This window comes from Stenotrophomonas sp. 704A1, from assembly GCF_030549525.1.
Classification (GTDB): Bacteria; Pseudomonadota; Gammaproteobacteria; order Xanthomonadales; family Xanthomonadaceae; genus Stenotrophomonas; species Stenotrophomonas tuberculopleuritidis.
The window spans coordinates 4603840-4620000 of the sequence record NZ_CP130831.1 but is presented as its reverse complement, the minus strand read 5'-3'; the positions used below and the strand labels follow the sequence as shown (position 1 = coordinate 4620000).

At 67.1% G+C, this 16161-nt stretch carries 12 protein-coding genes and 2 rRNA genes (1 of these 14 only partly in view); 8 read left to right on the top strand and 6 right to left on the bottom strand.

The features are described 5' to 3' along the window. Positions 1–1929 (top strand): 23S ribosomal RNA (locus Q5Z10_RS21070) (it extends 951 nt beyond the left edge of the window). Between the two features lie 122 nt (positions 1930–2051). Continuing rightward, positions 2052–2166 (top strand): 5S ribosomal RNA (gene rrf / locus Q5Z10_RS21065). 366 nt (positions 2167–2532) lie between these two features. On the opposite strand, the gene Q5Z10_RS21060 is transcribed toward rrf, so the two are convergent. From Q5Z10_RS21060 to hemH, 3 genes are all read right to left on the bottom strand, one after another. After that, positions 2533–4638: a methyl-accepting chemotaxis protein gene (locus Q5Z10_RS21060; RefSeq protein WP_303637281.1), complete on the bottom strand. Its 2106-nt coding sequence runs from the start codon at positions 4636–4638 to the stop codon at positions 2533–2535. A 290-nt stretch (positions 4639–4928) separates the two neighbouring features. Further along, entirely contained in the window at positions 4929–5786 is an 858-nt protein-coding gene (locus tag Q5Z10_RS21055; protein ID WP_303637280.1) for an alpha/beta fold hydrolase, read from the bottom strand. Next, complete coding sequence (hemH, locus tag Q5Z10_RS21050) at positions 5783–6745, bottom strand: ferrochelatase (RefSeq protein WP_303637279.1); 963 nt, start codon at positions 6743–6745, stop codon at positions 5783–5785. The genes Q5Z10_RS21055 and hemH overlap by 4 nt, the downstream gene beginning before the upstream one ends. Positions 6746–6910: 165 nt before the next feature. On the opposite strand from hemH, the gene Q5Z10_RS21045 reads away from it, so the two are divergent. The 4 genes from Q5Z10_RS21045 to tatC all read left to right on the top strand — a co-directional run bounded on the left by Q5Z10_RS21045 (position 6911) and on the right by tatC (position 9342). Beyond that, the gene (locus Q5Z10_RS21045) at positions 6911–7801 is read left to right on the top strand and encodes a lipid-binding SYLF domain-containing protein (protein WP_303637278.1); all 891 of its coding nucleotides are present in this window, start codon (positions 6911–6913) and stop codon (positions 7799–7801) included. Positions 7802–7876: 75 nt separating this feature from the next. Next, positions 7877–8104 (top strand): Sec-independent protein translocase subunit TatA, encoded by a 228-nt coding sequence (gene tatA / locus Q5Z10_RS21040; RefSeq protein ID WP_303637277.1) that lies wholly within the window; start codon positions 7877–7879, stop codon positions 8102–8104. 15 nt (positions 8105–8119) lie between these two features. Then, entirely contained in the window at positions 8120–8596 is a 477-nt protein-coding gene (gene tatB / locus Q5Z10_RS21035; RefSeq protein ID WP_303637276.1) for a Sec-independent protein translocase protein TatB, read from the top strand. Next, positions 8593–9342, top strand: a complete 750-nt coding sequence (gene tatC / locus Q5Z10_RS21030) for a twin-arginine translocase subunit TatC (protein WP_303637275.1) — start codon at positions 8593–8595, stop codon at positions 9340–9342. The genes tatB and tatC overlap by 4 nt, the downstream gene beginning before the upstream one ends. A gap of 88 nt (positions 9343–9430) precedes the next feature. Here the strand turns inward: tatC and Q5Z10_RS21025 are convergent, their stop codons facing one another. Genes Q5Z10_RS21025 through Q5Z10_RS21015 form a run of 3 tightly spaced genes read right to left on the bottom strand, consistent with a single transcriptional unit; the run spans position 9431 to position 12946 of the window. Then, positions 9431–10342: a BPSS1780 family membrane protein gene (locus Q5Z10_RS21025; protein WP_303637274.1), complete on the bottom strand. Its 912-nt coding sequence runs from the start codon at positions 10340–10342 to the stop codon at positions 9431–9433. 50 nt (positions 10343–10392) lie between these two features. Next, positions 10393–11139, bottom strand: coding sequence for a glutamine amidotransferase (locus Q5Z10_RS21020; protein WP_303637273.1), 747 nt, complete (start codon positions 11137–11139; stop codon positions 10393–10395). Beyond that, positions 11111–12946: a GspE/PulE family protein gene (locus tag Q5Z10_RS21015; protein ID WP_303637272.1), complete on the bottom strand. Its 1836-nt coding sequence runs from the start codon at positions 12944–12946 to the stop codon at positions 11111–11113. The genes Q5Z10_RS21020 and Q5Z10_RS21015 overlap by 29 nt, the downstream gene beginning before the upstream one ends. Before the next feature lie 82 nt (positions 12947–13028). Here Q5Z10_RS21015 and glyQ point away from each other — a divergent pair, with 82 nt between their 5' ends. After that, positions 13029–13940, top strand: a complete 912-nt coding sequence (gene glyQ, locus Q5Z10_RS21010; RefSeq protein ID WP_303637271.1) for a glycine--tRNA ligase subunit alpha — start codon at positions 13029–13031, stop codon at positions 13938–13940. A 70-nt stretch (positions 13941–14010) separates the two neighbouring features. Beyond that, on the top strand, positions 14011–16086 hold the full coding sequence (gene glyS, locus Q5Z10_RS21005; RefSeq protein WP_303637270.1) for a glycine--tRNA ligase subunit beta: 2076 nt from the start codon (positions 14011–14013) through the stop codon (positions 16084–16086). Positions 16087–16161: the final 75 nt, after the last annotated feature.

The following is a 16161-nucleotide window of genomic DNA, read 5'->3' as shown; positions in this document are numbered from 1 at the left end:
GTGAAAAGGGAAACAACCCAGACCCACAGCTAAGGTCCCAAATTTTGTGCTAAGTGGAAAACCATGTGGAAAGGCACAGACAGCCAGGAGGTTGGCTTAGAAGCAGCCACCCTTTAAAGAAAGCGTAATAGCTCACTGGTCGAGTCGGTCTGCGGGGAAGATTTAACGGGGCTAAGCACAGAACCGAAGCTTGGGGTGCATAACTTTGTTATGCGCGGTAGAGGAGCGTTCCGTAAGCCGTTGAAGGTGGATTGAGAAGTCCGCTGGAGGTATCGGAAGTGCGAATGCTGACATGAGTAACGATAATGCGGGTGAAAAACCCGCACGCCGAAAGCCCAAGGTTTCCTTGCGCAACGTTAATCGGCGCAGGGTGAGTCGGCCCCTAAGGCGAGGACGAAAGTCGTAGTCGATGGGAAGCAGGTTAATATTCCTGCACCTCGCGTAAGTGCGATGGAGGGACGGAGAAGGTTAGGCGTACCGGGCGTTGGTTGTCCCGGGGAAAGGCGGTAGGTTTGGATCTTTGGCAAATCCGGGATCCTCTAAGACCGAGCACCGAGACGAGTCTTTAAGACGAAGTCGCTGATACCACGCTTCCAGGAAAAGCTCCTAAGCTTCAGCTTACGCAGACCGTACCGTAAACCGACACAGGTGGGTAGGATGAGAATTCTCAGGCGCTTGAGAGAACTCGGGTGAAGGAACTAGGCAACATGGCACCGTAACTTCGGGAGAAGGTGCACCCTTTTTGGTGGCTCGTGCGAGCTATAGCTGAAGAGGGTCGCAGTAACCAGGCCGCTGCGACTGTTTATCAAAAACACAGCACTCTGCAAACACGAAAGTGGACGTATAGGGTGTGACGCCTGCCCGGTGCTGGAAGGTTAATTGATGGGGTCAGCCGCAAGGCGAAGCTCTTGATCGAAGCCCCAGTAAACGGCGGCCGTAACTATAACGGTCCTAAGGTAGCGAAATTCCTTGTCGGGTAAGTTCCGACCTGCACGAATGGCGTAACGACAGCGGCGCTGTCTCCACCCGAGACTCAGTGAAATTGAAATCGCTGTGAAGATGCAGCGTTCCCGTGGCAAGACGGAAAGACCCCGTGAACCTTTACTATAGCTTTACACTGAACGTTGAGTTCGTCTGTGTAGGATAGGTGGGAGGCTATGAAACTGTGGCGCTAGCTGCAGTGGAGCCATCCTTGAAATACCACCCTGTCGTGCTTGACGTTCTAACCTGGGCCCATTATCTGGGTCGGGGACCGTGTATGGTGGGTAGTTTGACTGGGGCGGTCTCCTCCTAAAGAGTAACGGAGGAGCTCGAAGGTACGCTCAGCGCGGTCGGACATCGCGCACTGTGTGCAAAGGCATAAGCGTGCTTGACTGCAAGATCGACGGATCAAGCAGGTAGGAAACTAGGACTTAGTGATCCGGTGGTTCTGTATGGAAGGGCCATCGCTCAACGGATAAAAGGTACTCCGGGGATAACAGGCTGATACCGCCCAAGAGTTCATATCGACGGCGGTGTTTGGCACCTCGATGTCGGCTCATCACATCCTGGGGCTGTAGTCGGTCCCAAGGGTATGGCTGTTCGCCATTTAAAGTGGTACGCGAGCTGGGTTCAGAACGTCGTGAGACAGTTCGGTCCCTATCTGCCATGGGCGTTGGAGATTTGAGAGGGGCTGCTCCTAGTACGAGAGGACCGGAGTGGACGAACCTCTGGTGTTCCGGTTGTCACGCCAGTGGCATTGCCGGGTAGCTATGTTCGGAAGCGATAACCGCTGAAAGCATCTAAGCGGGAAGCGCGCCTCAAGATGAGATCTCCCGGGGCACAAGCCCCCTGAAGGAACCATGTAGACTACGTGGTTGATAGGTCAGGTGTGTAAGTACAGCAATGTATTGAGCTAACTGATACTAATGATCCGAGAGGCTTGACCATATAACCTCAAGTTGCCTTGGCCGACATGACATGTCGATAGATCCAAGTGCACGCTACGTCACAAGAACTACGAGAGGCAGGCGCCTTATCCGTTTCATGGATGGCGACGCTCCAACCGCCTCCCTGGTGAAATTAGCGCTATGGAACCACCCGATCCCATCCCGAACTCGGAAGTGAAACGTAGCTGCGCCGATGGTAGTGTGGCCTAAGCCATGCGAGAGTAGGTCATCGCCAGGGTTTACACCCCGAAAACCCCGCTGCGCATGCAGCGGGGTTTTTCTTTGCGCGCGGGAACATCAAGCGGTCCATTCTCCGTCATGGCAGCCCGGCACGCGGGCAGCGCTGGCTGCTGCCCGGCCCGAGCGCCCGCGCCGGGGTTTCCGGCCCTGTCTTCAGGGCACTGACCCACAGTGCCGACGACCGCCGCGACGGCGCCCGCAGCCAGCGGTGGGCGACGCGGTGGGCAAAAGCATCCACAACGCCAAGGCCAGTGCCAGGGCAACAACAACGCCAGCGCGGACAGCTCGCAACCGCATACAGGAAAAGGGCGGCGTCCTGCGGACGCCGCCCTTTCTCGACCGACATGCGACCGGGCGCCGCCCGTCAGGCAATCAGCGCAGGACGCTGCGCTTGCGCCTGGCCGAATACCGAGACCGCCTGGGTCAGCGCTGCGGCCTGCGACTGCAGTTCACGGGCTGCGGCAGCGGCTTCCTCCACCAGGGCAGCGTTCTGCTGCGTCGCCTGGTCCATCTGCACCACGGTCTGGTTGATCTGCTCGATGCCGCCGGACTGCTCCTGCGACGCCGCTGAGATCTCATGCATCAGGTGGCTGACATTCTCCACCCCCGCCACGATGCCGCGCATGCGCTGGCCCGCATCGGCCACCAGCTGGGCGCCTTCGCCGACCTGGCGTCCGGCCTCGTCGATCAGGCCCTTGATTTCCTGTGCGGCGGCGGCCGATCGCTGGGCCAGCACCCGCACCTCGCTGGCGACCACGGCGAACCCCCGCCCCTGCTCACCGGCACGTGCCGCCTCGACCGCAGCATTCAACGCCAGGATATTGGTCTGGAAGGCAATGCCGTCGATCACGCCGGTAATGTCGCCAATGCGCTTCGACGCCGCCTGGATCGCCTGCATCGTGTCCACGACCCGCTGCATCGCCTGGTCGCCCTGATTGGCTGCCTGCTGGGTCGATGCGGCCAGCGTGCTGGCCTGCTGCGCATGGTCCGCATTCTGGCGCACGGTCGCGGTGAGTTCCTCCATCGATGCGGCCGTTTCCTGCAGGTGTGCCGCCTGGCGCTCGCTGCGTTCGGACAGCGCGCTGTTGCCGGCTGCGATCTCGCGAGCTGCGGTGCTGATCGCCGCAGCGCAGTGCTGGATATGACCGACCATGCGCGCCAGCTGGCCGGCGGTGGCGTTGGCATCGCGCTGGATCGCGGCGAATGCGCCGTGATGCTCGCCCTGGATGCGCCGCTCCAGATCACCGCTGGCCATTGCCGAGAGCATCTGCCGCACTTCATCCACGGTCGTGCCCAGTGTATCCAGCAGCTGGTTGATGCCGCCGGTCAGGCCGTCGAGGAAGCTGGCCCCTTCGCTGCTGCGCAAGCGCTGCTCCAGGTCGCCGTGGGCGGCGGCGTCGACAATGCCGGCCACCGCGTTCTCCAGGGTCAGTTCATGGGTGCGGTCATGCCATTCCACGGCGAAACCCAGTCGCGCGCCCTGCGCGTCGAACACCGGTGTGACCACCTGTGCAAAATGCACCGGGCCGATCCGCACCTTGCCGTTGTGCGTGGCCTGCAGCCCGTTGAGGATGCCGCGGATGCGGGCCGGGTCTGCATGGAAACGATGGATGCTGCTGCCGACCAGGCGCTCGGCGTCGAAATCCGGGAATGCCTGGCGCAGTGTTGCCTGCTGGTTGCGCAGCAGCGCCACCACCGAACGGTTGACGTAGCGGATGACGTGGTCGGTGTCGGCAATCATCATCGCCGTACGCGAGACGTCCAGGGCCTGGCGGATCTGCGCGTTCTCTGCATGGATCACCGCGTCACGCGCGCGTTGTGCCTGCACGTGGCGCGCGGTGCTGGCCAGCGCGTGTGCCAGCGAACCCGGCGCCTGCGCGGTGGCGTCGGTGTGTGCGTCGAGCGAGGCACCGGTCGCGATGTCGCGCGCCAGCGCCGCCAGGCGGCGCGGTTCCTGGCCGAGCGCCTCGCTCTGCTGGCGCAGCCGTGCGGCGGCCTGGCCAAGCAGTACCGCCAGCGCGGCCGCGGTGCCGGCATTGAAGAGCGCCGTGCGCAGATCGGCACCACCGAACAGTGGCAGCAGCGAGGCCAGCACGCCCACAAGGCCGGCCAGCCACAGTGGCAGGCGGTCGCGATGGCCCAGCAGCGCGCCGAGCAGCAGCGCGGTGGGAAGGGCGACGTCCAGCGCCGCCAGCCGGCACAGCAGGGCCACCTGCACGGCCAGCAGGATCGCCAGACCGTTGCGCGCCACCGCCTGGCCGGCGTGGCGGCCGCCCAGCCATGCGGCCGGCAGCACACAGGCGGCGGCGATCAGTGCGCTCGGCGACGTCCCTGTACGGGCGGCCGCAGCAACCGCGCACAGCGCCAGCACGGCGCTTCCCAGCAGCAAGCGGCGATCACCCCGCCGCGCCAGCTGCTGCAGATAGGGAGGGCGGCCCGGATCGGGCGGGCGCGAGGGAACAAGGGACATCAGCAACTCCTGGATCAACGAACGGCCATGGCCGTGCCAGGCCCCGCGCACACGGGCGCGGAGACGGCACGGACCAGGAATGGGGGACATGCGCTGCCAGCGGCAGCGGAGGGAACAGACACCGTGGCCACGTCCTGTGGATGACGGTGCAGCAGACGGGACATGCGGCCTTCCTTGCAGAACCAAGAACGAGCCGCAGGCACAGAGGCCTGCGTGCTGCGGGTACAGGGACCCGCTACCGTTCTATCGGCCGCACCGCTGCAGAGTGAAGCGCGTGCGCCGCTGCGTGGTCAGCCGGCGTTGCCGTTGGCGCCGAGGAAGGCCTCGATCACCGCAGCACACTGGGCCGGCTGTTCCATGTGCAGATGATGGTTGCCGGGGAACACCGCCAGGCGGCCGTCACGCAGGTGCTGCAGTCGCTGGCTGCGCATCGGCTCGGGGTAGTACGGCTGTGCGGGCGTGGCGTAGATGACCTGGGTGGGGCAGGCGATGGCCTGCAGCAGGTTGTCGATCTGGCCTTCGCTGAGCCGGATTGCGGTGGGCAGCATCAGGCGCGGATCGCTGCACCAGCGATAGCCGCCCGCCACCGCTTCCACGCCACGCTCGACCAGCAGCCGCGCGCATCCTTCACTGAGCTGGTTGGTCATCATCCGCGCGCGTATCGGCGCGGCCAGGTCGGGGAATACACGCAGCTGCTTGCGCGACAGGGCGCGGCTTGCCGTCACATGGTCGCGCAGGCGGGACGCAGTTTCGTCTTCCGGCCCGCGCAGGCCACCCAGCGCCTCGATGGCCACCAGCCTCTCGACGCGGTCGCTGACCGCAGCGGTGAGGCTGGCGATGCCGGCGCCCATCGAGTGCCCGACCAGGCAGAACCGGTCCCAGCCGAGCGCATCGGCGACATCCAGTACGTGGGTGATCGCCGCCGGCGTGGTGTAGACCGCACCGACCGGCAGATGCGCACTGTGGCCGTGCCCCGGCAGGTCGATCGCCACCAGGTCCAGCTCCGGCAGATGCGGCGCCATCGGTACGAAGCTGGCAGCGTTGTCGAGCCAACCGTGCAGTGCCAGTACGCGCGGACCCGGCCCGCGCTGGCGCAGGCCGGCGACACGGGCACCGCCCACCTCCAGTTCAAACGGCTGCAGGCTCATGCCAGCGATGCCACGGCCAGGCGTGCCAATGCGCGCGCGTGCTCGGCACTGGCATTGAGGCAGGGGATGTAGTGCATCTGCGCACCGCGCTCGGCCAGCGTCTCGCTGAATCCCATCGCGACTTCCTCCAGCGTTTCCAGGCAATCGGTGGCAAACCCGGGGCAGACCACGTCAATCCGCTTCACCCCCGCATCCGCCAATGCCCACAGGCTCGGCTCGGCATACGGTTGCAGCCAGCGTTCGCGGCCGAAGCGCGACTGATAGCCCAGCTGCCATTGGTCGGCGGTCAGGTCGAGTGCGGCGGCAATGGCACGGGCACTGGCCTCGCACCGCTGCGGGTAGGGATCACCGGCGTCGGCCAGGCGCTGTGGAATGCCATGGAAGGAAAACATCAGCTTCTGGCCGCGGCCATGCTGCTGCCAGTGGTGCCGGATCGACGCGGCGACGGCGGCAACCCAGTCCGGGTCGATCGAATAATCCTGCACCAGGCTGACGGTGATGCCGGGATTGCGGCGCTGCCAGGCATCGACCCGATCCTCGACCGACGCGGTGGTGGTGGTCGAATACTGCGGGTACAGCGGCAGCACCACGATGCGGCGCACGCCCTCGGCCGCGAGCCGGTCCAGTTCGGCGGTCAGCGCCGGCGCGCCGTAGCGCATGGCGTGGCGCACGCGCAGTGTTGGCAGCAGCGCCTGCATCGCCTGCGCCAGCTGGCGGGTGTGGACCATCAGTGGTGAACCGTCCGCCAGCCACACCTGGGCGTATTTGGCCGCCGACCGGCCGCTGCGCAGCGGCAGGATCAGGCCACGCAGGAGCGGCAGCCACAGCAGCGGCGGGATCGCGACCACACGCGGGTCGGAGAGGAATTCAGCCAGGTAACGGCGTACGGCAGGAGCCGTCGGCGTCTCGGGCGTGCCTAGGTTGACCGCCAGCACGGCGGTATCGGGTGCGTCGAGCATGGCGGGTATTGTCGCCGATCCATCGCCGCGCCGGCATGCAGGTGTTCGATCGCGCGCATCGAGCGCGTTGATCGCGGCAGGCAGCGCTCATTGGAGATTCATCACAACACTACTAATTTCAGTCACTTGCTATATCTTCCTATGGACTGACTTCTGGAGCCTGCCATGCGTCGCCCGATCCAAGCCCTGCTGATCGCCGCCAGCCTGCTGTCCAGCCAGGCCATGGCCGGACCGCAGGAAGACCAGCGCGCCCGCAACGCGGTGCGCGTCCTGGCTGAAATCCAGGAAATCCCTGAACAGGGTATTCCGGACAAATTGCTCGACGAAGGCCGCGCGGTCATCGTCATTCCCGACACGATCAAGGCAGGCCTGGTCATCGGTGGCCGCCGCGGCCACGGCCTGATGTCGGTCCGCATGCCCAACGGCGCGTGGTCGAACCCGGTATTCATCAAGCTCACCGGTGGCAGCATCGGCTTCCAGGCCGGTGTGCAGTCGTCGGATGTGGTGCTGGTGTTCCGCAATGACCGCAGCCTCGACAACCTGGTCAACGGCAAGTTCACCCTTGGCGCCGATGCCGGCGTTGCCGCCGGCCCGGTCGGCCGCAACGCGGCGGCGGCCACCGATGGCCAGCTGAAGGCCGAGATCTGGTCGTGGTCGCGTGCGCGTGGCCTGTTCGCCGGCGTGGCGCTGGATGGCGCGATCCTGCAGATCGACGACGCGGCCAACCTGGATGCCTATGGCAGCAACACCACGCCGCGGATGATCTTCGAGGGGCGTGCGGCCGGTTCGCCGTCGATGGATGTGGTCGCCTTCCGCGATCGCCTGGAAGAGGCCACCTACGCGGCGCGCAACAACCGCACTGGCGAGGCCGCACCGCGCCCGGCCGCCAGCGCCGCACCGGCCCCTGTTCAGGCGCCGCCGGCCGCCCCGGCCGCGCCGGCTGAAGCGACCACCGCCCCGCTGCAGGCGGTGCCGCAGACCCCGCCGCCGGCACAGCAGGGCTTCCAGCCGGTCAACGATGGTGAAATCCGCACCGAGACACTGGGCAACAACTGACTTTCGTCACGCGCGCCGGCTTACAGCCGGTGCGCTATGCTCGACACTCTGATCACTCACGTAAACGAGCGTCTTATGGGCAGTTTCAGCATCTGGCATTGGTTGGTCGTGCTGGCCATCGTCCTGCTGGTGTTCGGCACCAAGCGCCTGACCAGCGGCGCCAAGGACCTCGGTTCTGCGGTCAAGGAATTCAAGAAGGGCATGCGCGACGAAGACAAGCCGAACGCGCAGCTGGGCGACGAGTCGCGCAGCCAGGACGCCGCGCGCACCGCGCAGGACGAGCACGACCGCAACGCACGTTGATCCGGAGCGGTCGCGGTGTTTGATATCGGCTTCAGCGAACTGCTGGTGATCGCAGTGGTCGCCCTGGTGGTGCTCGGCCCCGAGCGCCTGCCCAAGGCGGCCCGCTTCGCCGGGCTGTGGGTGCGCCGTGCGCGCAACCAATGGGATTCGGTCAAGCAGGAACTGGAACGTGAACTGCAGGCTGACGAGATCAAGCGGCAGATGCAGGACGTGCGCCAGGGCATGCAGGAGACCGAGAACCAGCTGCGCGCCAGCGGCGAAGCCGTGCGCCGCGAGGCCGAGCAGATGCAGCAGCACAGCGACACGCTGACCCGCGAGGTACGTGCGCCGGCACCGGCGGACCTGCCGCCCCACCTGGCCGACAGCCCCGTTCCTGCACCGGCCGCGCCGGAAGGCGGCAGCGTGGCGGCGCCGGAGACCGGCAGCGCCACGACCGCACCCCCCGCGCAGACGTCGGCCGACGTGCCTGCCCTCCAGGAGCGCCGGCCATGAGCGATCAGGACTTCGGCGAAAGCTCGCTGGTGGAACATCTGGTGGAACTGCGCGGGCGCCTGGTGCGTGCGCTGCTGGGGCTGGGCGTGGTGCTGCTGGGCCTGTTGCCGTTCACCCAGCGGCTCTACAACGCCCTGGCCGAACCGCTGGTCTCGCAGCTGCCGAACGGGCAGACGATGATCGCCACCAACCCGGCCGGCGCCTTCTTTGCTCCGCTGAAGCTGACCTTCTTCGTCGCCCTGTTCGTGGCGGTGCCCTGGCTGCTGTACCAGCTGTGGGCGTTCGTCGCGCCCGGGCTGTATGCGCGCGAGAAGCGCCTGGCGGTGCCGCTGCTGGTGTCGTCGGTCCTGCTGTTCTACACCGGTTGCGCGTTCGCGTACTTCCTGGTGTTGCCGGCGGTGTTCCACTTCCTCACCACCTTCAGCCCGGACGTGATTGCGATCACCCCGGATGCGAACGCCTACCTGGATTTCGTGCTGGCGATCTTCTTCGCCTTCGGCGGCAGCTTCGAGCTGCCGGTGGCGATGGTGATCCTGGTGCTGCTGGGCTGGGTGACACCCCAGCAGTTCAAGGAAGGCCGCGGATACGCGATCGTCGGCATTTTCGTGGTGGCGGCGGTGCTGACCCCGCCGGACGTGGTGTCGCAGCTGATGCTGGCGATCCCGATGTGCCTGCTGTACGAACTGGGCATCCACGCCGCGCGCTGGCTGGTGCCATCGTCGGTGGTGAAGAAACCCGCCGCGTGATGCGGCCGCGCCGGGCCAGGCCCGGCGTTGCTGAAGCCGATGGAGTCTGCGCCCGCCGGGCATGGCCCGGCGCCACCGCGCGACCGGGTCAGGCGTGGAAGATGTCGCTCGAGGTCGGGGTGGTCGGCACCGGCGGCGCGCCGCGGCTGCCACGGTGCACGAACATCTGCTTCCAGGCGGCATAGACCGCGCCGACATAGAGCGGCATCAGCACCGTGGTGAACGCCAGCTGCGCGATGAAGGCCGCCGCCAGCGGGCCGCCAAGCAGCATGCCGAGCTGGACCACGATCACGAACAGCACGTAGACGCAGAAGGCGGCGATCAGGCCGAGCAGGGTGAACACGGCGGTCGCGCCGATGTTCTCGATGCAGCCCTGCAGGCTCAGGCGCAGCGCGTGCATGCCGCTCTGGCGGTCGAACACCACCAGCGCCGGCTGGGTGAACATCGCCAGGGTCAGCGCGACGGCGGTGCAGAACACCAGCAGCATCCACAGTGCGATGCGTTGCGCCGGCAGGTTGGCCACCAGCTCGGCGGCGGTTTCCGGGCTGATCTGCTGCCCGCTGCGGCCCAGCTCCTGCATCTTGGTCATGGTATCGCTGAAGGCCGCAAAGCCTTCGCGGCCGATCATCAGGTACAGCAGCGCGCCGAGCAGGAGCACCGCCAGCACCTGGATCGCCAGCGGCACCAGCAGGTGGCTGACGCGGCGGTCGCGGATCGGCTGCAGCAGGTGCGAGGCCAGGCCCGGGCGGCCCTGGTCGATCTCGCCCATGGCGTACAGCATGCCGCCGAACATCACCGGCGAAATCACCAGCGTCATCATCTGCAGGGCCAGGCCGGCGGCACCGGGCAGCATCGTGCCCAGCAGGGTGACCACCCAGTTCACCAGCAACCAGGCCAGGCCGATCCGGGCCAACTGCAGCGGCGCACGCCGATACAGCGAGAACGTATCCAGCAACCACTGGGCGCCCGCCGAAGCTGGCAGCTTGCGAATCTCTTTCATGGACATCCGGGGAGGGACAGGAGGGGCCGGGCGGCTGCCCGTGCCGCCGATTATCCCTGTTTTGCCGCCGGCTGGGCTGAAGACAGCCGCGCCTGGCGGACAAACCGGCGCAACAGCTGGCGGGCCAGCGGCGCGGCGCTCACCGCACGCTCGATGCTGCGCGCGCAGCCACCGTGGCGGCCGATGCAGTCGGCGCGGGCGCGGATGTAGCCGCGCATGTGGTGGGTGGCGAACTCGGGATGGAACTGCACGCCCCACGCCTGGCGACCCCAGCGGAAGGCATGGCAGCCATCCAGCGGCGAACGGGCCAGCACCGCCGCGCCATCGGGCGCGCGCAGCACGGTCTGCAGGTGGGTGGCGTGGGCGGCGAAGCGGGTCGGCAGGCCCTGGAACAGCGGATCCTGCTCGGCCTGGGGATCCAGCGCCAGTTCGATGGTCCCCGATTCGCGCCCGGCCGGGTTGTAGGCCACTTCGCCGCCCAGTGCATGCGCCAGCAGCTGGTGGCCGTAGCAGATGCCGAACACCGGCACATCGTCGTGCGCGGTCTGGCGCAGCCAGGCGGCACTGCGCTCGCTCCATTCGGCGTGGTCGGTGACGAAGGCGGCCGAGCCGGTCACCAGCACCCCGGCGAAGGCACCGGCAGCGGGCAACGGGTCACCGTGCTCGACGTCGACCACCACCGTCTCGTGTTCCTCCAGGCCGGCGGCGACCCGGATCCAGTGCGGAAAGCGCCCGTACCGGCGCAGCGACGGCACGGGGCGGCCGGTTTCAAGGATCAGGAAAGGCGCTGGATTCATCCGGGGGCGGCAGCACTGACAGGACTTCCTCGATTGTAGTCAGCCCCTGCGCCACCTTTTCAAGCCCGGCCTGGCGCAGGGTTCGCAGTCCTTCAGCACGCGCGGCGCGGTTGAAAGCGGCCAGATCCATGTCCGCGCGGATCAGCCTGCGCAGCCGCGAACCCAATGGCAGCAGCTCATACAGGCCGACGCGGCCGAGGAATCCGGTGCGCCGGCACTCCAGGCAGCCGACCGGCCGGCAGGGCGTGGCGGCATCTGGATATGCCGCTTCGCTATCAGCGAGCACCGCCCAGTCGGCCCGGCCCAGCGTGTGCGGCTGCTTGCAGTGCGGGCACAGCGTGCGCACCAGGCGCTGGGCGAGGATGCCGTTGACGGTGGAGGCCAGCAGGTAGTGCGGCACCCCGATGTCGAGCAGGCGGGTGATCGCCGAGGGCGCGTCGTTGGTGTGCAGGGTGGACAGCACCAGGTGGCCGGTCAGCGAGGCCTGGACCGCCATCTGCGCGGTCTCCAGGTCGCGGATCTCGCCGATCATGATGATGTCCGGGTCCTGCCGCAGCAGCGTGCGCACGCCGCTGGCGAAATCCAGGTCGATGTTGGTCTGCACCTGCATCTGGTTGAACTCGGGCGCGATCATTTCGATCGGGTCCTCCACGGTGCAGACGTTCACGTCCGGCGTGGCCAGCCGCTTCAGCGTCGAATACAGGGTGGTGGTCTTGCCCGAGCCGGTCGGGCCGGTGACCAGCACGATGCCGTGCGGGCGCTCGACCAGCGCATTCCAGCCGGCCGCCTCCTGCGGGCTGAAACCCAGCTGGTCGATGCTCTTGAAGGCGGCATCCGGGTCGAAGATGCGCATCACGCACTTCTCGCCGAAGGCGGTGGGCATGGTCGACAACCGCATTTCCACCTCACGGCCGCCGGGCGAGCGGGTCTTGATGCGGCCGTCCTGCGGGCGCCGGCGCTCGGCCAGATCCATGCGGCCGAGCACCTTGATGCGGCTGACCACGGCGGTCATCACCGCCGGCGGCACTTCGAACACCTTGTGCAGCACGCCGTCGATGCGGAAGCGCATGCGCCCCATGTCGCGGCGCGGCTCCAGGTGGATGTCCGAGGCGCGCTGCTCGTAGGCGTACTGCAGCAGCCAGTCGACGATATGGACGATGTGCTGGTCATCGGCGTTGACATCGCCGGTACGGCCCAGCTCGACCAGCTGCTCGAAGCTGGGCAGGGTGGTGCTGGTCTCGCCCCGCACGTCGCCGCGCGCACCGCGCACCGAGCGCGTGACGCCGAAGAACTCCATGGTGTAGCGGTGCAGGTCGAGCGGATTGACCACGGCCAGATCGATGCGGCGCCGGGTCAGGTGCTGCAGGTCGCGCAGCCATTCCTGCGCCAGCGGCTCGCTGGTTGCCACCAGCACGCGTTCGGCATCGACCGCCAGCGGCAGGAAGCGGTGGCGGCGGGCGTAGGCGTGCGAGGCCACCGCGGTGACCGAGGCGACGTCGACCCGGGTCGGGTCGATGCGCAGATACCGGCTGCCGGTGCGCTGGGCCAGCCATTCGGTGAGGCGCTCCAGATTCAGCTCGCCCCCGTCGCTGGCGGCCAGCTTGAGATTGGACAGCAGCACCAGCGGATGCACCTCGCTGGCATTGCGGGCGCCCTGCGCGGAAAACCGTATGCGCTCGCGCTCCTGCGCGGCAACCACGCCGTCGGCCAGCAATGCGGCCGCCACCTGTTCGAACTGCAGGCGCCCGGGCGGCAGCGGTACCGCCCCTGTCTGGCCGGGCGTACCCGCAGGCAGCCGATGATCCATTACCTGCTCCTTCCGGGTACGGAATGCCCCGCAGGTCGGCCGTTATACTAGCGCACCCCTCTGCCGGCCAAGACTCGTCCGCATGTCCGCGACCCCGACCGTTCCGATCACCTTCCAGGGCCTGATCCAGACCCTGAACCAGTTCTGGGCCCAGCAGGGCTGCGTGCTCATCCAGCCGCTCGATCTGGAGGTGGGCGCCGGTACCTTCCATCCGGCCACCTTCCTGCGCGCGATCGGTCCGGAAGGCTGGAATGCGGCCTACGTGCAGCCCTCGCGCCGCCCGACCGATGGCCGCTACGGCGAGAACCCGAACCGCCTGCAGCGCTACTACCAGTACCAGGTGGCGATGAAGCCGGCGCCGGACAACATCCAGCAGCTGTACCTGGATTCGCTGAAGGCGCTGGGCATCGACCCGCTGGTGCACGACCTGCGCTTCGTCGAGGACAACTGGGAGTCGCCGACCCTGGGCGCCTGGGGCCTGGGCTGGGAAGTCTGGCTCAACGGCATGGAAGTGACCCAGTTCACCTACTTCCAGCAGGCCGGTGGCCTGGAGTGCCGCCCGGTGCTGGGCGAGATCACCTACGGTCTCGAACGCCTGTGCATGTACCTGCAGAACTGCGACAACGTCTACGACCTGGTGTGGACCTACGGTCCGGACGGCCAGCCGGTGACCTACGGCGATGTCTACCACCAGAACGAGGTGGAGCAGAGCACCTACAACTTCGAACATGCCGACGTGGAAGAAATGTTCCACCGTTTCGACGCCTGCGAGCGCGAAGCGCAGAAGCTGGTGGAAGTGAACCTGCCGCTGCCGGCCTACGAGCAGGTGATGAAGGCCAGCCACACCTTCAATCTGCTCGATGCGCGCCGCGCGATCAGCGTGACCGAGCGCCAGCGCTACATCCTGCGCGTGCGCGCGCTGGCCCAGGCGGTGGCCCGGGCCTACTACGAGCAGCGCGAGAAGCTGGGCTTCCCGGGCGCGAAGAAGGCCTGACGGCCGCTCTCCCCTTACTCCGGGGCGCCGGACGCGTCGCGCGCTGCGCCCCCACCACAGGATTGAAACGATGAGCCAACTGTCCCCCCTGCTGATCGAACTGGGTACCGAGGAGCTGCCGGTCAAGGCGCTGCCGGGCCTGGCCCAGGCCTTCTTCGATGGCGTTGTCGACGGCCTGCGCAAGCGCGGCGTCGCACTGGAACTGGGCGATGCCCGCCCGCTGTCGACCCCGCGCCGGCTGGCCGTGCTGCTGCCGGGCGTCGGCCTGGAACAGCCCGAACAGCACAGCGAAGTGCTGGGCCCTTACCTGAACATCGCACTGGACGCCGAAGGCCAGCCGACCAAAGCCCTGCAGGGCTTCGCGGCCAAGGCCGGGATCGACTGGACCGCGCTGGAGAAGACCACCGACAACAAGGGTGAGCGCTTCGTGCACCGCGCGGTGACGCCGGGTGCGCGTACTGCCGCGCTGCTGCCGGAGATCCTGCGTGAAGCCATCGCCGGCATGCCGATTCCCAAGCCGATGCGCTGGGGCGACCACAGCTGGGGCTTCGCCCGCCCGGTGCATTGGCTGGTGCTGCTGCACGGCGGTGACGTGGTCGAGGCCGAGCTGTTTGGTCTGAAGGCCGACCGCATGAGCCGTGGCCACCGCTTCCTGCACGACAAGACGGTGTGGCTGACCCAGCCGCAGGACTACATCGAGTCGCTGCGCGCGGCCTACGTGCTGGTCGATCCGGCTGAGCGCCGCGCCCGCATCGTGGCCGAAGTCGAAGCGGCTGCCGGCAGGGCCGGTGGCAGTGCGCGCATCACCGAAGACAACCTGGAGCAGGTGGTGAACCTGGTCGAGTGGCCGTCGGCGGTGCTGTGCAGCTTCGAACGTGCGTTCCTGGCGGTGCCGCAGGAAGCGCTGATCGAGACCATGGAGATCAACCAGAAGTTCTTCCCGGTGCTGGATGACGGCGGCACGCTGACCGAGAAGTTCATCGGCATCGCCAACATCGAATCGAAGGACGTGGCCGAAGTGGCCAAGGGCTATGAGCGGGTGATCCGTCCGCGCTTCGCCGATGCCAAGTTCTTCTTCGACGAGGACCTGAAGCAGGGCCTGGCGGCCATGGGCGAAGGCCTGAAGACGGTGACCTACCAGGCCAAGCTGGGCAGTGTGGCCGACAAGGTCGCGCGCGTGGTGGCACTGGCCGAGGTGATCGCCGCGCAGGTGGGCGCCGACCCGGTACTGGCCAAGCGTGCCGCGCAGCTGGCCAAGAACGACCTGCAGTCGCGCATGGTCAACGAATTCCCGGAACTGCAGGGCATTGCCGGCCGCCACTACGCCGTGGCCGGTGGTGAGTCGCCCGAGGTCGCGCTGGCGATCGACGAGGCCTACCAGCCGCGGTTCGGTGGTGACGATATCGCGCTGTCGCCGCTGGGCAAGGTGCTGGCGATCGCCGAACGCGTGGACACGCTGGCCGGTGGCTTTGCCGCCGGCTTGAAGCCGACCGGCAACAAGGACCCGTTCGCCCTGCGCCGCAATGCACTGGGCCTGGCCCGCACGATCATCGAAAGCGGCTTCGAGCTGGACCTGCGCGCGCTGCTGGCCAGCGCCAACGCCGGCCTGGCCGCGCGCAACGTGCAGGCCGATGTCGGCGAACTGTACGACTTCATCCTCGACCGCCTGAAGGGCTACTACGCCGACAAGGCCGTGCCGGCCACCCACTTCAACGCGGTGGCCGAGCTGAAGCCGGCCTCGCTGTACGACTTCGACCGGCGTCTTGACGCGATCGGCACGTTTGCCGCGCTGCCGGAGGCCGAGGCCCTGGCCGCGGCCAACAAGCGCATCCGCAACATTCTCCGCAAGGCCGAAGGCGACATTCCGCAGCAGATCGACACCTCGCTGCTGCAGGAAGACGCCGAACGCGCGCTGGCCGAAGCGGTGACCGCGGCCATCGACGACACCGGCGCCAGCCTGCACCAGAAGGACTATGTGGCGGTGCTGGCCCGCCTGGCGCGCCTGCGTCCGCAGGTCGATGCCTTCTTCGATGGCGTGATGGTCAATGCCGAAGACCCGGCGCTGCGCGGCAACCGCCTGGCCTTGCTGACCCTGCTGGGCGAGCGCCTGGGCAAGGTGGCGGCGATCGAGCATCTGTCGAGCTGATCGCTCACCGCAGGTAGCGCCGGGCCATGCCCGGCGGCTTTTCCGCGGGCCGCGCTGGGCGCTCGCCGGGCATGG